18 protein-coding genes are annotated in these 14,539 nt (G+C 39.7%); 1 reads left to right on the forward strand and 17 read right to left on the reverse strand.

Annotated elements, in window-relative coordinates; genetic code table 11:
- Positions 1-6: 6 nt before the first annotated feature.
- From J7Q84_RS12045 to J7Q84_RS12095, 11 genes are all read right to left on the reverse strand, one after another.
- A complete protein-coding gene (locus J7Q84_RS12045; protein WP_209094814.1) occupies positions 7-669 on the reverse strand; it encodes a 3-oxoacid CoA-transferase subunit B in 663 nt (220 codons plus the stop codon).
- Complete coding sequence (locus tag J7Q84_RS12050) at positions 654-1,280, reverse strand: CoA transferase subunit A (protein WP_280635590.1); 627 nt, start codon at positions 1,278-1,280, stop codon at positions 654-656. Before J7Q84_RS12050 ends, J7Q84_RS12045 begins: the two co-directional genes overlap by 16 nt.
- 75 nt (positions 1,281-1,355) lie before the next feature.
- Positions 1,356-2,675 carry an aspartate aminotransferase family protein gene (locus tag J7Q84_RS12055; RefSeq protein ID WP_209094816.1) on the reverse strand — a complete coding sequence of 440 codons (1,320 nt, stop codon included), beginning with the start codon at positions 2,673-2,675 and terminating at the stop codon, positions 1,356-1,358.
- A 242-nt stretch (positions 2,676-2,917) separates the two neighbouring features.
- Positions 2,918-3,280 (reverse strand): YhjD family protein, encoded by a 363-nt coding sequence (locus J7Q84_RS12060; RefSeq protein WP_209094817.1) that lies wholly within the window; start codon positions 3,278-3,280, stop codon positions 2,918-2,920.
- A gap of 152 nt (positions 3,281-3,432) precedes the next feature.
- Complete coding sequence (locus J7Q84_RS12065; protein ID WP_209094818.1) at positions 3,433-3,753, reverse strand: antibiotic biosynthesis monooxygenase; 321 nt, start codon at positions 3,751-3,753, stop codon at positions 3,433-3,435.
- Between the two features lie 14 nt (positions 3,754-3,767).
- A complete protein-coding gene (locus J7Q84_RS12070) occupies positions 3,768-4,157 on the reverse strand; it encodes an ankyrin repeat domain-containing protein (protein WP_247739232.1) in 390 nt (129 codons plus the stop codon).
- Between the two features lie 120 nt (positions 4,158-4,277).
- On the reverse strand, positions 4,278-4,511 hold the full coding sequence (locus tag J7Q84_RS12075) for a YrhC family protein (protein ID WP_209094820.1): 234 nt from the start codon (positions 4,509-4,511) through the stop codon (positions 4,278-4,280).
- A gap of 124 nt (positions 4,512-4,635) precedes the next feature.
- Positions 4,636-5,769, reverse strand: coding sequence for a bifunctional cystathionine gamma-lyase/homocysteine desulfhydrase (locus J7Q84_RS12080; protein ID WP_209094821.1), 1,134 nt, complete (start codon positions 5,767-5,769; stop codon positions 4,636-4,638).
- A gap of 1 nt (position 5,770) precedes the next feature.
- On the reverse strand, positions 5,771-6,694 hold the full coding sequence (locus J7Q84_RS12085; RefSeq protein ID WP_209094822.1) for an O-acetylserine dependent cystathionine beta-synthase: 924 nt from the start codon (positions 6,692-6,694) through the stop codon (positions 5,771-5,773).
- A 77-nt stretch (positions 6,695-6,771) separates the two neighbouring features.
- Complete coding sequence (gene mtnN, locus J7Q84_RS12090; protein WP_209094823.1) at positions 6,772-7,467, reverse strand: 5'-methylthioadenosine/S-adenosylhomocysteine nucleosidase; 696 nt, start codon at positions 7,465-7,467, stop codon at positions 6,772-6,774.
- A 15-nt stretch (positions 7,468-7,482) separates the two neighbouring features.
- The gene (locus J7Q84_RS12095; RefSeq protein ID WP_209094824.1) at positions 7,483-8,124 is read right to left on the reverse strand and encodes a class I SAM-dependent methyltransferase; all 642 of its coding nucleotides are present in this window, start codon (positions 8,122-8,124) and stop codon (positions 7,483-7,485) included.
- Between the two features lie 115 nt (positions 8,125-8,239).
- Here J7Q84_RS12095 and J7Q84_RS12100 point away from each other — a divergent pair, with 115 nt between their 5' ends.
- Positions 8,240-8,461, forward strand: a complete 222-nt coding sequence (locus J7Q84_RS12100) for a YrzA family protein (protein ID WP_209094825.1) — start codon at positions 8,240-8,242, stop codon at positions 8,459-8,461.
- Positions 8,462-8,475: 14 nt separating this feature from the next.
- Here J7Q84_RS12100 and J7Q84_RS12105 read toward each other — a convergent pair whose 3' ends face one another.
- From J7Q84_RS12105 to J7Q84_RS12130, 6 genes are all read right to left on the reverse strand, one after another.
- The gene (locus tag J7Q84_RS12105; protein ID WP_209094826.1) at positions 8,476-9,078 is read right to left on the reverse strand and encodes a YrrS family protein; all 603 of its coding nucleotides are present in this window, start codon (positions 9,076-9,078) and stop codon (positions 8,476-8,478) included.
- A gap of 104 nt (positions 9,079-9,182) precedes the next feature.
- On the reverse strand, positions 9,183-10,961 hold the full coding sequence (locus tag J7Q84_RS12110) for a peptidoglycan D,D-transpeptidase FtsI family protein (RefSeq protein WP_209094827.1): 1,779 nt from the start codon (positions 10,959-10,961) through the stop codon (positions 9,183-9,185).
- 48 nt (positions 10,962-11,009) lie between these two features.
- Positions 11,010-11,486: a transcription elongation factor GreA gene (greA, locus tag J7Q84_RS12115; RefSeq protein ID WP_209094828.1), complete on the reverse strand. Its 477-nt coding sequence runs from the start codon at positions 11,484-11,486 to the stop codon at positions 11,010-11,012.
- Positions 11,487-11,657: 171 nt separating this feature from the next.
- On the reverse strand, positions 11,658-12,296 hold the full coding sequence (gene udk, locus J7Q84_RS12120) for a uridine kinase (RefSeq protein ID WP_209094829.1): 639 nt from the start codon (positions 12,294-12,296) through the stop codon (positions 11,658-11,660).
- A 17-nt stretch (positions 12,297-12,313) separates the two neighbouring features.
- A complete protein-coding gene (locus tag J7Q84_RS12125) occupies positions 12,314-13,594 on the reverse strand; it encodes a peptidase U32 family protein (protein WP_209094830.1) in 1,281 nt (426 codons plus the stop codon).
- A 17-nt stretch (positions 13,595-13,611) separates the two neighbouring features.
- Positions 13,612-14,538, reverse strand: coding sequence for a peptidase U32 family protein (locus J7Q84_RS12130; RefSeq protein WP_209095007.1), 927 nt, complete (start codon positions 14,536-14,538; stop codon positions 13,612-13,614).
- Position 14,539 lies beyond the last annotated feature (1 nt).

Genomic DNA, 14,539 nt, shown 5'->3' on the forward strand with positions numbered 1-14,539 from the left:
TCCCACCTACATAATGGTTTTCAACTGTTCACTGATTTTTAGCTTTGCTCCGGTACACTGTATGACTTCTTCTGCTGTATAGGGATGCATTAACTCTTTTAGTACTAAAGCTTCTTCTGTTACTTGAAGTACAGCCATTTCTGTGATAATTAGGTCTACACATCGCTTTGAGGTCAAAGGCAAACTGCACTCTTCTACAATTTTGGGATTTCCGTTCCTATCTGTATGATTCATGACAACAATCACTTTTTTTGCTTTTTGCGCTAAATCCATTGCTCCTCCGATCCCGGGTACTCGTCTTCCAGGAACAATCCAATTCGCCAAATCTCCTTTTTCACTTACCTGTAATGCCCCGAGTACAGTCACATCAAGTAAGCCTCTTCGGATTATGCCAAACGCCATCGCACTGTCAAAATAACTTGCTCCTTTTATAACAGTGACCGGAAACCCGCCGGCATTACATAAATTTTCGTCTTCTTCTCCCTTTTTCGGACTTGGTCCCATACCAATAACACCATTCTCTGCATGGAACATTACATGCATATCTTTCGGCAAATGATCCGCAACAAGTGAAGGAATCCCAATACCTAAGTTAACAATCATACCATTTTTAATTTCTTGTGCCGCACGTTTGGCAATACGGTGACGAATATCTATTCCCACGCCCATTTCCAATTCACTCCTTCCGATGGAACGATATAATTGACAAACACGCCGGGAGTTACAATTTCCTCAGGATGCAACGAACCGAGCGGAACAATTTCTTCTGCTTCAACAATTGTAATATCCCCTGCCATCGCCATAAGAGGGTTCATATTTTGTGCACTTTTATCAAAGACCAAGTTACCGAATGGATCAGCTTTTTTAGCAAAAATGATACTGACCTCCGCTGTCAGTCCTGTTTCTACCAAATATTGCTTTCCATTAGCTGTAACTTTCTGTTTCTCACTCTCTACAATGCTGTCGAGCCCAACATCCACCAATATACCGCCAAGTCCGACTCCACCCGCCCGTATCCTTTCAGCCAACGTTCCTTGCGGAGAAAACTCCACTTGTATTTTCCCTTCTGTCATAAGCTGACCAGCAAATGGATTGGAACCGATATGGGAAGTAATAATAGACTGAACCCTTCCTTCTCGTACAAGAGGTCCAATTCCAATATCAGGAAACCCAGTATCATTGCCTATAAGGTGCAGATCCGTTATATCGCTTTCCAACAATGCCTGTAAAATTGTCGGTGGAGAACCTACTCCGCCAAATCCTCCAAACATTAATGTCATGCCGTTATGAAAGAACGGCATAATCTGTTCCATGGTGCTGATTTTGCGGTAGATGTTTTCAACTTTGTTCATAGCTCACTCCTCCTTTGCAGCACATGCAGCTAATTTCTGTTCTGTTTCTTTTACGCTTACCTCAAGAATGTTCACAAGTTCATCCATTTCGGCATATGTGATTGTCAGCGGCGGTGCCAGTAAGCACCCGGTTTCTTCTTTCCCATACCTTCCTGCTACTGCTGGATATAAAAGAAGCCCGTTTCTCATCGCCGTTTGGATTAATATGCTGGACTTAATTTCGGATAGCTCAATACCAATCAACAATCCTTTTCCTCTCACATCCTTCATAATAGAAGAATGCCTTTGTAATTCAGTAAGCTTTTTCATTAAATACTCGCCTTTTTCTTTTGCTGCTTGCACAAGGTTATGCTGTTCCACATATTCAATCACCGCTAATGAAACTGCTGCTGAAAGGGGATTTGCACTGAAGGTATGACCGCTCATCACGACTTTTGATCCTTGTAAAATAGGTTCCATTACTCTGTCGCTTGCAATAGCAGCTGCCATCGGTGTATAACCTGACGTTAACCCTTTTCCTAGAGCAACAATATCAGGCTGTACACCCCAGTGCTCCATTGCAAACATTTTTCCGGTACGCCCAAGTCCGGTCATCACTTCATCTGCTATAAATAAAATGTCATGCTTTTCACAAATATCTTTAATTCTTTGATAATAGTTTTGTGGGGGCACAATAGCTGCTCCTGCCGCTCCAATAATCGGCTCAGCAATAAACGCAGCAATATGCTCTGCTCCAATTCTTTCAATTGCTGTTTCTAATTCGGTCGCACATGCAGTATTACAAGAAGGATATTCTAAGTTGAATGGACATTGATAACAATAAGGAGGAGATACTGAAGGATATTCTTCTAATATGGAAACAAAGCGTTGCCGACGCAGCGGATGCCCTGACATGGAAAGGGCTCCCATTGTAATACCATGATAGCTCATCCAACGCGATACAATTTTATTTTTCCCTTGCCTGCCTTGCTCTTGATAATGCTGAATAGCAAGCTTCATAGCTGTTTCTGTCGCTTCCGTTCCGCTATTGACAAAAAAAGTCCAATTTAGATCACCTTGTGTAAGTTCACTGATCTTTTTAGCAAGCTTTTCAGCTGGGGCACTTGTGAACTGTGAACGATATACGAAGGACACTTGCTTTGCTTGTTTTATCATCGCTTCAATAATTTCATCGACGCCATGCCCAATTCCGACCGTAATAGCACCGGATGAACCGTCTATATATCGCTTTCCATCAGTGTCATACAAATATACCCCTTTTCCATGCGATATCATGGGGTAATGCTGCCCGACAAACGGCTTGATTAAATAATCACGCTTCATACTGCTCCCCCTTTCTATATCCTTACATCTTTATTTTATCACGAATATTCTTAATATTCTTTCTAAATTTCATTGTCCCTTTATTTTATGAATCCTCTTACGTCCAAACTTCCTTAGCATACGGAAGCAAGGTACACCACAGAACACATCTGATTTAAAAGTATGCAGGGGTTGGCAACCGTCAAGATGAAATAAAAAAGGGATAACCTTAATAGGCTTCCCTGAAGAAAGTATAAAACTAGTTACAACTTCTCGTACCTCACTTCAAACATCTTTAACAATCGTTTTGTTACTTCCATTTTCATCACATCTCTTCCGTATCGGTATGTCCTTTCATATCCTCGAACAATACAATTGTAGGAAACAAACAGGGCTTCTTGTTTTGCTTCTGAATGTAACTTGATTCCGGTCTTTAACATAGCTTGCTTTATACTTTGCAGCTGATGCCGCAAATGTAAAATATGTCTGCCAATCCATTCAGTATAGGGTATTTTAAGCTTAATACAGGATTGGTGAATCGCAAGCATATCCCGTTCTAAAACCCGAACAAGCAAATCGGTATAGACATACTCTTGGATAAGCTCTTCATCTCTCTGTTCAATCATCTTTATCGCTCCCTTAAACAAGAACATTTGTTCTTATTATATTCATAAAAAGATGATTTGAAAACTCAGGAAAAAGAAAAAAGATGATTTTGCTGGAAAATCATCTTTTTCTTTTCTATTTTATTAAGGACTCTGTATCTTTTTAAATATACCTATTCAATAGGAGCAACATGTGAAGCGACTATTTCATACTTATCCAGCTTGGCGCCAAGCATGTACTCACGGCTGTTGCCGCCTCGCCCAGCATGCGCTTGTTTAAAAGCATCGCTCTCTGTCCATTGACGAAATGCTTCTCCATTTTCCCAAGTGGTGCATACTTTAATTTCATCATGCTCTTCCAACCCTTTCGTTTGCCATAATTCCAAACGCACGAATCCTGGAGAATGCTGTACCCCTTTCGGGTTTTTAAAACCCTCTAATACTTGCTCTGCATAACCAAGCTTAATACGGATTGTATTTGTTACTACAAACATAAAAATTCCCCTTTCTATTGTAAGCTTTTTAAATATGTAAATATCTCTTTAGCTTGCTCTCCGCCCATCTTTGCATGATGCAGCAAAGAAATGCCATGCGGACCGGGCGCGTATATTACATTAGGCTGAACAGCAAGTACTGCTTTTACTATCTCTTCATATCCTAACATTGCTGCGGCAAAAATGTCCATACGCGCACCTCTCTCGAGCAAATAGAGGGCAATGTCCCTTCTCCCAACATGAGCAGCTGCCCCTAATGCGGTTTCCCAATCATCATTGCCCCAGTTATAGCTGGCATGCAAAAGCCCAGGTTCTTCCTCTAACAATTCCTGCACCTTGCCAAAATCCCCATGAGCCGCGATAACAAACTCTTTGATCAGCTCTATACTGATAGTTTGCTGCATCATATCCCTCCATTATCACATAGTTTTTAGCATAAAAGTCCATCATCATTTGTTTAGCTGTAAGCTGCTCTTTTTCCTTCTCTCATACAAAAAAAACACCCTTTTCGATAAAAGGGTGTTTTACATCTCTTCTACTTCTATATCACGCAGCTTTTTAACACGATAAAAGAAAAATAATGATGCACCTAACGCACCAAGACTTGCTCCTATCATCACCAACAACTGCGATAATTCTTTCTCATTGTCAGGCAGTATGATGCCAATAAACAGCAAGGTTCCTACTGCTAATAACACTTGACCAAAGCGTGTATAGTCTGCAATTTTATGTTGCAAAGAATTTAGTTTGTTTTTCATATAGCATCACCTATATTCACTATAACACACTCTTTAAAACTATAAAGCAAGTAAATATCACCAATGAAAATAGCTTTTTCCTTTCATAGAAAAGGCATCCTATAGACCCTAAAATACTGTGATTTTATGCCAACGCCTGTGCCAAGTCAGCAATCAAATCTTCTCCATCTTCAATACCGACAGAAATGCGGATTAACGTATCAGTAATCCCCAGCTCTGCACGGCGTTCAACTGGAATAGATGCATGCGTCATTTTTGCAGGAACGGAGATTAAGCTTTCTACTGCTCCTAAGCTCTCAGCTAATGTAAAGTACTGCAGCTTGCTCATCACGCGTGTTAATGTTTCCTCGCTATCTACATCAAACGAAATAATAGCACCGAAACCGCCTGCTTGCTTCTTTGCCGTTTCATGATTCGGATGCGCTTCTAGACCCGGATAGTACACTTTCTTTACTTTTTGATGCTGCTCGAGAAATTCTACAATAGCGCGAGCATTGACTTCGTGTTCTTCCATACGTATCCCTAGCGTTTTTAAGCCACGGAGCAACAGCCAACTGTCCTGCGGTCCTAAAATACCCCCTGTAGAATTTTGAACAAAGTGCAAATCAGTTGCTAATTGTTCATTATTTACTGCCACTACCCCTGCCACTACATCACTGTGACCACCTAAATACTTTGTCGCACTATGCAATACGATATCCGCTCCTAATGAGAGAGGGGTCTGCCAATACGGTGTTAAAAACGTATTGTCTACAATTGTTAATAACCCACGTTGTTTTGCCAGTACTGCAACTTCTTCAACATCCGTCACTTTCAATAATGGATTTGTCGGAGTTTCAATATATATAGCCTTTGTATTCTCTTGTATAGCGTTTATAATATTCTCTAAGCTCGTTGTGTCTACAAATGTGTGCTCTAATCCGAAACGATTCAGCACCTTTGACATTACGCGATACGTTCCACCGTATACGTCATCCGTTAAGATAATATGATCACCTTTCGAAAACAGCATCATGACCGCTGTGATAGCCGCCATACCCGACCCAAAAGCAAATCCTGCATATCCGTTCTCCAGTACTGCAATCATTTCTTCTAACGCACTGCGCGTAGGGTTTCCAGTACGGGAATATTCGTAACCACTGTGCTTTCCTACTTCTTCTTGTTTATAAGTACTCGTTTGGTAAATCGGTACCGTGACTGCTCCAGTATACGGATCTCCCATTTTGATTCCATGAATTAGTTTTGTTTTTGCTTTCATCTTACTCCCACCCTCTATAAATCTCTTTACTCAAATACCGTTCACTGCTGTCTGGAAAAATCGTAACGATATTTGTTCCGCTCTTTGCTTGCTGAGCTTCTTGCAAAGCTGCATACAGTGCAGCACCCGAAGAACTTCCAACGAGTAATCCTTCCTTTTGCGCCAGTTCCTTTACAAGCTGAAATGCATCTTTATCTTGTACTGTATAAATAGCGTCAAAATATCGTTGGTTCATGAACTGCGGCAAGAATTCCATACCAATTCCTTCTGTCATATGCGGACCCGGTTTTCCACCATTTAAAATGGATCCCTCCGGTTCTACGATTACAGTTTTAATGCAATTCTTTTGTTCCTTTAAATATGTTGCTGTTCCCATAAACGTACCGCCTGTACCGGCTCCTGCCACAAAAATGTGGATATTGCCGTCCAACTGTTTCCACAGCTCCGGTCCTAATGTTTTATAATACGTACGCGGATTCGCTTCATTAGCAAATTGCTGTGGACAGTATGAGTTAGGGAGTTCTTGCAGCAGTTCCTTCGCTTTAGCTATCGCTCCTGTCATTCCTTGCTCAGTAGGTGTATTCACTACAGTTGCACCAAGCGCTCTCATTAATTCTTGCTTTTCCATACTAAATTTTTGGGGCACACAAACAATGACCTTCAAATTATGCTGCAAAGCTGCGAGCGCAAGTCCAATACCTGTATTTCCTGCAGTTGGCTCTATAATGGTTCCTCCTGGACTCACTAATCCTTTCTTCAATGCATCTTCAATTAACTCTTTCCCCAATCTATCTTTTACGCTACCTCCCGGATTATAAAACTCCAGCTTCGCAAATAGCCGAACACCTTCCGGCAGCGAAAATTTTGTGATTTCTACTACTGGAGTGTTGCCAATCAGCTGATGTACTCCATGATAAACCTCCATGTTCTCCACTCCTTCAATCATAAAAGAAGACAACCGCCAGATCTTCCTTTTCTATTCGACAGTTGTCTTCCCTCCTCTTATTCTAACTCTTGAAGCATACTCACAATTAAATTTGTAGAATGAAGAGCCGCCTGGTCTAAAAACTGCTCGAAGGATACGTCAGATTCCTTCCCTGCTATATCCGATAATGCACGAATAATAACAAACGGAATTTTATACTGATAGCATACTTGCGCTACCGCAGCTGCTTCCATTTCTACTGCATGTAAATTTTCGAATTTGCTTCGAATGAACTCTACACGTTGCGGGTCATTCATAAAAGAATCGCCTGTCGCAATTGCTCCTTTTACAACTTGTATATCATCCATATTTCTCACGCACTTTTCAGCTAAGTTCACAAGCTCTTGATCAGCTTCAAACGCAGCAGGCATACCAGGAACTTGCCCGTACGCATAATTAAATGCTGTTACATCTACATCATGATGGCGAACCTCTGTGGAAATTACTACATCTCCCACATTTAAAGAATGATGAAATCCACCGGCAGAGCCTGTATTAATAACTTTCTCTGGTTTGTAACGCTCGAGCAAAATAGTTGTTGACATTGCTGCGTTTACCTTTCCGATACCAGATTTTAAAAGTACAACCTCATGACCGCCTAATTTTCCTTTTGTGAATTCACATCCTGCCACTGTTTCCACTTCTGCATTCTCTAGTTTGTCTCGTAAAATACGCACTTCTTCTTCCATTGCACCGATAATAGCAATTTTCAATGTTATCCCTCTTTCTTACTCCTTGATTGCTTCCATCACCCACACATAATGATTATAACGAGAGAATGTAACATGGAAGCCGTTGTTTTCAAATATGGAATGCATGATTGGAATAGTTGTATAATATTCCGTCTGCAAATCCTTTACTAAGTTGTGAAATCCTGCTTTAACTGCAGTTTCCACAGTCTTAGCATGTGCCTCTCGATCTGTAAATATAGTGTCAGCAAACACTATTTTACCACCTTTTTTCAGCAACTGACCATATTTACAAACCGCCTCATGCTTTTCCTCATCTGTAAGATGATGAAAAGCATATGTGCTAACAATCGTATCAATTTCGGTCACAGGAATAAGAAAGTTCAGAAAATCTCCTTCTATAATCTTTACTTTATTTTGAAGTTTCTGTTTTGCAATTTGTCTCATTTGTTTTGATGGCTCTACACCATATACATTTAGGCCGGCTTCAAGAAGCTTATGTGTAAGGTTGCCTGTGCCGATTCCAAACTCTAACACAGTACCAAATGATTTTGCCACCACGCTATTTAAAATGTCCTCATAATTCGCGAATGCTTCCTTATACTCTATATTTTCACCGGAGACGAAAGAGTCATATGTGTGTGCCCATTCGTCGAATAATTCGTTGAACTCTGTCCCCATTTTAATTCCACCTTTTCTTATAGGTTTTATAAGTATAGTATGTTGAAATATAAAAAAAGTCAACTAAAATGCGTTATAATAAAAAAAGGGAAATATATGAAAGGAGTGAATCAGCATGCAATTTTCCTTTGACATGATTGAAGACAAGATAGAATTTTTTGAGGCAGCAGAGTTAAAAACGTTAGAAAAAAAAATCACTGAAAAAATTGACGATAATCGTGCATTGCTCCTTGAAGTTCACCATGTCTCTCACGAAATGGTATTAGATCCTGAAAGCAAGCGTCCATACTATAGTGCGGTCGTTCATTTCAAACAAAAAAAGAAGAGCGCTTTTTAATCGCGCTCTTCTTTTTAATTTAGTTGTTGTACAAGAGTTGGTTTCCAGCCTTGCCCTTCTATCCACTCAATGTGCACTTTATATTTTTGTTTATCTTTTGTCATGATTGTTCCAACAGCTTTATTTACACCGTCATTCCCAAGAAATAGAATAGTAAAGTCCTGTTCATTACGCTCGATTGCATATGCGAGCGTTTGCGTCATTTCTCTCCAATCTTGGGAGGATTTCGAAAACTGTGTTGTATGCGGCTCACTTTGAGACGTTCCAATCGGCTGCCAAGATGGATTTGTATAGGCTTCTATTACACCAGATTCTTGCTGGTCTGTAACAACCACCTTTTCATCCTTTGGTGTCTCCGGTTGTACTGCCTCTTCTTTATTTGCTTGTTCTTCGTTTGTATCGCCGTTTTCTTTATTTTTTTTGCTTTTTACTTCCTTCACTTCTTTTTTCTCTGTTTCTGGTTGCTTTGCCGCTGGTTCGCTAGAAGAAGAAAACAATTGGTATGCCACTGTGGCAGCTAAAACAAGTACAATCCCAATGGCAAGACTTAAAATCATGCTCTTTTGACGTTCTTTTCTTTTTTGCTGGAATCGTGACCCGTCTTTATTTTGTATCATACCTTCCCCTCCGTTAACAATACTTCACATAGTTGCTATTTTAACACTAAACCTAGATGTCTTGAAGGAATATGACACGTTTTTTTAGAAATGTAACCAATTTGTTACATACCTTGTCCATTATATACTCGCTTTTGTTCTGCTTGATTTAATTCGTAGATTGCTTGCACATAGTCTCTATAAATATTTTTTGAAACACTTTCCGGGCTCGTTGTTTCTAAATCAACTACAACCAATGCATATTTGGGATTTTCATATGGGAAATAACCCGCAAACCATTTATTCACTACTTCCTCCTTGCCGCCTTCTGCAGTACCTGATTTTCCAGCTACACTGTAAGGCAGCCCTTGAAAAACAGCTCCCGTTCCATTAGATGTCGCTACAACTGCACGAAGCAGTTGTTGAAGCCGAGCAATCGTTTTATTCGAAAGATTATCCTCTGCTATTTTATGGGTTGGAAACTGATATAACTTTGTACCATTTTTATAATCAATTTCCTTGACTGCTTTCACCTCCAGCTTTTCTCCGCCTCTTGCGATAGTAGCCATCATGTTTGCGACCGCTAAAGGAGTCACCCTTACATCCTTTTGTCCAATTGAGGTTTGAGCAACAGCCTTCGGTACTCCCTTATCTTTTTCATCTGCCCATATAACGCCCTTTTCTTCTTTTGACAACTGAGAAAAGTTTAAAAAATGAAATACATCGCCTTTCCATCCCGTCGTATTGATTAACCCAAGCATATTTGCATACTTTTCAATCATATTGCTATCTTTTTTTAACAACTCCTGCCCCAAAACAGCAAATGTCCTGTTACAGCTTCTAGCAAAGCTTTGTTCAAAAGTCAGATTGCCCATAGGATGTTCAGGTTTTCCTGTGCCGTATAAATCTGTATCACAATTGAACGTTCTTCCTTCCTGTATCATTCCTTGATCTATAGCGGCGGCGGCGATTACGGTTTTAAATACTGATCCTGGAAACTGGGACATCAACATTTGATTATTCCAAGTTTCACCTTTTACATTAAAGGAAGGTTTACTCACCATTGCCAAGATTTCGCTCGTTTTTACATCGAGTAAAATAAGACCGCCCTTTTTCATATTATATTTACTCACAATATTTTCCGCTGTTTTTTGTAATTCCTTATCTATTGTTGCTTTAATGACCACAGGATAATAAGGATTTGCAGGTTGTGTATACTTCACATTTTTCCCAAAAATAGGATCTCCCTGTCTGTCTACGTGATATAAAAGCTTCGCTTCTCCATCGGTCAGCAAAAATTCATCGAATGCTTCCTGTAATCCTGTAATGCCGATGGACGTTGTTTCTGTAACTTTTCCTTCTTGTAGTTTTTGTGGATACCTTTCTTTGACTAAGTTTGCATTTTGAGCCACAATTCCAATTAAATGTTCAGCAATGGGCTGGTGTTCTTTCGTTTGTGCCTTGGCAGCCACCACTCCCGGAATTTGCAACGCATTAATTTTTTCCATTTGTGCTTGTGTAAGCCGGAGTGGCTTGCTGTCTCCATATGGAAAGGGAGCCTTAGCAACAGCAATTTTGGCAAGTAAATCATCTTTTTTTATATTAAGAATACTTGCAACCTGTTCTACTGGCCAATTCATCCCTTTCAAAAATGGAAATAATATAAGATTCGGATAAAAATCTTCCGAAAGTCCTTCCCCATTACGGTCCACAAACCTTCCTCTTCCATCATCAATTACAATGGTATGTGTACGCTGTGCTACACTCTTCTCAATCAAATTGATGCCTTTCTTTGTAAAAGATTCTGTGGACACAAGCTGTACTTGAATAAGTCTTCCAATCAATATACTCATCGCCGTCATAATGCATATCAATACAAATATGATACGTTTTTGAATTTTCATAAAAAAACACCTCGTCTTCAGTTTCGACGAGGTGTTTCTCTTTTAATCTTATTTGATAGATACAATTTTCACTTGCATATCTCCGCCTGGAGTTTGTACTGCAACTTCATCTCCAATTGTTTTGCCAAGTAAGCTTTTGGCAATTGGAGAATCATTTGAAATTTTGCCTTCAAATGGGTCTGCTTCTGCACTTCCTACGATAGTGTATGTTTCTTCTTCTCCGTCAGGAAGCTCAACAAATGTTACAGATTTCCCAAGAGAAACGATAGAAGAGTTAGCAGCATCTTCTTCAATAATCACTGCATTGCGAACCATGTTTTCAAGCGTTGTAATACGCCCTTCCACAAACGCTTGCTCGTCCTTCGCCGCATCATACTCAGAGTTCTCAGAAAGATCTCCGAAGCTGCGAGCGATTTTAATTCGTTCTACCACTTCTTTACGCTTTACCGTTTTTAAATATTCTAATTCTTGTTCAAGCTTTTGCTTTCCAGCTTGTGTCATTGGATACGTTTTCTCTGTAGCCATTATTATTCACTCCTTTTCAGTCTACCGATCCCCCACAGTTGAGGAGCTGAGTGCACTCATATATAAGAACGCCCTCACCTACACAGTAGGTGAGGCTGAACTTTGCATGTTCAAATGTATTCGCTCTATTTGCCGAAAATACCTTCCATAAGTGCATCTTTTTCTATGCTATTACAAAATTACTTTTTCTTCAAGGATTGTTCCAATTTTTGTTACCATTAAATCGACAGCAACGTGATTCTGTCCGCCTTCAGGAATAATAATATCAGCATATTTTTTAGATGGTTCAATGAATTGATTATGCATTGGACGTACAACCCTTACGTATTGTGTAATAACCGACTCCATTGTGCGTCCTCGCTCTTCGATGTCTCGCTGCATTCTGCGTAAAATGCGAATGTCCGCATCTGTATCCACAAAAAGCTTCATATCCATTAAATCGCGCAAGCCCTCATCCTCTAATACAAGAATTCCTTCTAAAATAATAACATCCTTTGGCTCTACATGAATGGTTTCTTTCGATCTTGTATGCTGCTTATAGTCGTATACAGGCTTTTCAATCGCCTCATAATTTTGCAGCTTTTTGATGTGTTCAATTAACAAGTCGTTATCAAAAGCAAGTGGATGGTCATAATTTGTTTTTAAGCGTTCTTTCATTGGTAAATCACTTTGGTCTTTATAATAATAATCCTGCTCAAGCATTAAAATGGAGTGCCCTCGAAAATGATCGAAAATCGCTTTCGTCACGCTTGTTTTACCAGATCCGGACCCTCCTGCAATTCCGATTACAACGGGTTTTTTCTTCCCCATAACACTACCACTCTTTCTTATTGAAGTATGCTTTTTCTCATCATGTTGTAAGGGTGTACAGGCTTATCTACTTTAATCTTTACAATTTGCAGTGGATGTCTTGCTGCATCTAGTTCATTTCCTTCTTCATCCCAAATCGTTTCCACTTTTTGTGTAAAGTTCTCGATTTCCGGACCAAAAAACTCCACTTCTTGTCCAGGTTTAAAATAATTGCGCTGCTGAATTGTAGCAATGCCTGTCTCTGCGTTATAGTCCAATACTAAACCAACAAAATCAAATGTTGTTTTCTTACTATGATTTCCATACATTTGCTCTTGATACCCTGGTGTCCCCTCAAAGAACGCTGGAGCAGTATCACGGTTTGCACATTTATCTAGCTCATCAATCCATTCCTGTTTGAACACAAAATTATCAGGATCTGCACAATACGCATCAATTACTTTACGATATACACTCACAACAGTAGCAACATAGTGTATAGATTTCATGCGTCCTTCAATTTTTAAACTGTCGATTCCGATTTCAATCATCTTTGGTATCGATTGTACAAGCGTTAAATCTTTCGGGCTCATTGCGAATGGAGCATCTTCTTCCGTAAATAACGGAAGTTCTTGTGCATTTTGCAATTGCGTCTCTGTTTGAATTAAATCATAGTCCCAGCGGCAAGATTGACAGCAGCCGCCGCGATTCGAGTCACGAGCTGTCATATGATTACTTAATGTACATCTGCCGGAATATGCGATACACATTGCCCCGTGGATAAAAGCCTCTATTTCAATATCCACTTTTTCTTTCATCTCTTTCATTTCCTCATAGCCCACTTCACGCGCTAATACAACACGTTCTAATCCTTCTTCTTTCCAATATTGGACTGCTTTCCAATTCGATAGCGATTGCTGTGTACTTAAATGAATTTCAAGCTTAGGTGCTGCTTGTTTACATGTTTCAATGATAAGTGGATCAGCGACAATAATCCCTGTCACACCAGCTCGTTCAATTCCTTGTAAATATTCTTCCAAGCCTTCCATATTTTCATTATGCGCAAAAATGTTCGTTGTTACGTATATTTTCGCACCATATTTATTCGCAAATTGAACACCTTCTGCCATTTCTTCCAAAGTGAAGTTATCTGCATTAGAACGCAAACCGAACTCCTGACCGCCGATAAACACAGCGTCCGCACCATACCGAACGGCAATCTTTAATTTCTCCAAGTTTCCTGCCGGTGCCAACAATTCTGGTTTTTTGGTGATGACACGTTTTCCGTCAATTACACGTGAAATTTCTTTTACAGTCACGTTTCATTCCTCCCTTTTTAATACACTGTCTCTTTATAGAAAAATCCTGTATCCAACGAGCGATTCACAGGCTGTATATCTTCAATTTCATTGTAAAGCTGACCTTTTATACTGTCATAAGCCTCGCGATCTTCCACACATAAGTCGATAGCTTTACGATACTTTTTGGTTACTTCAATAATATATTCAGAGCTTTTTAATACACCGTCGATTTTGAACGAATCAATTCCACCGTCGATAAGCTCTTCTAATTCATCAATCATACAAATATCATTCGGACTCATAATATGCGTGCCGTTGCTGTCTTCAAAAATCGGATATTTATTTTCACGTTCTTTATCGTGCAGGAACATATTTTCCTCGTATTTCTTTTCAAGTTCCATTTGTTTTCCTTGATATTCAAAATAGTTTCCAATCAAAGAACGCTTGGACTGAAACATACATGTCATTCCATGAACTTGCACTTCAATTTCTACGTGAGCATGTTCTTTTATTTCTAAGACAGCGTCTAAGCTTAATTCACGTGCCAGTACAGCTCGCTTTGCCCCTCTTTTTCCCCAATAATTACAAGTAAACCAGTTTGTCGCTGTTATTTCTGTGTTCCAGTGCAGCTTCATATTTGGCGCCATTTCACGAACTGCCATCACAACAGCTGGATCCCCAAATACAATAGCATCTACTCCTGCTTCCTGTAAGAAAGCGACATACTCCGTTACATCTTCAACCTTTTCATTGTGAAAAAGACCATTCATCGCTGCATATACTTTTACATTATGTTGATGTGCGATTTCTACCGCTTTTTTAATTTCTTCACGTGGAAACTCGCCTGCTAGACGCAAACCGAATTTTTGCTCACCCACAATTACTGCATCTGCCCCGGCTTTTGCCAGTTGTTCAATATCGTTTACTGTTTTAGGTGTTACTAACAGTTCAGGTTTCTTCACC

Source organism: Bacillus sp. 165 (assembly GCF_017742235.1).
Taxonomy (GTDB): domain Bacteria; phylum Bacillota; class Bacilli; order Bacillales; family Bacillaceae_G; genus JAGHKQ01.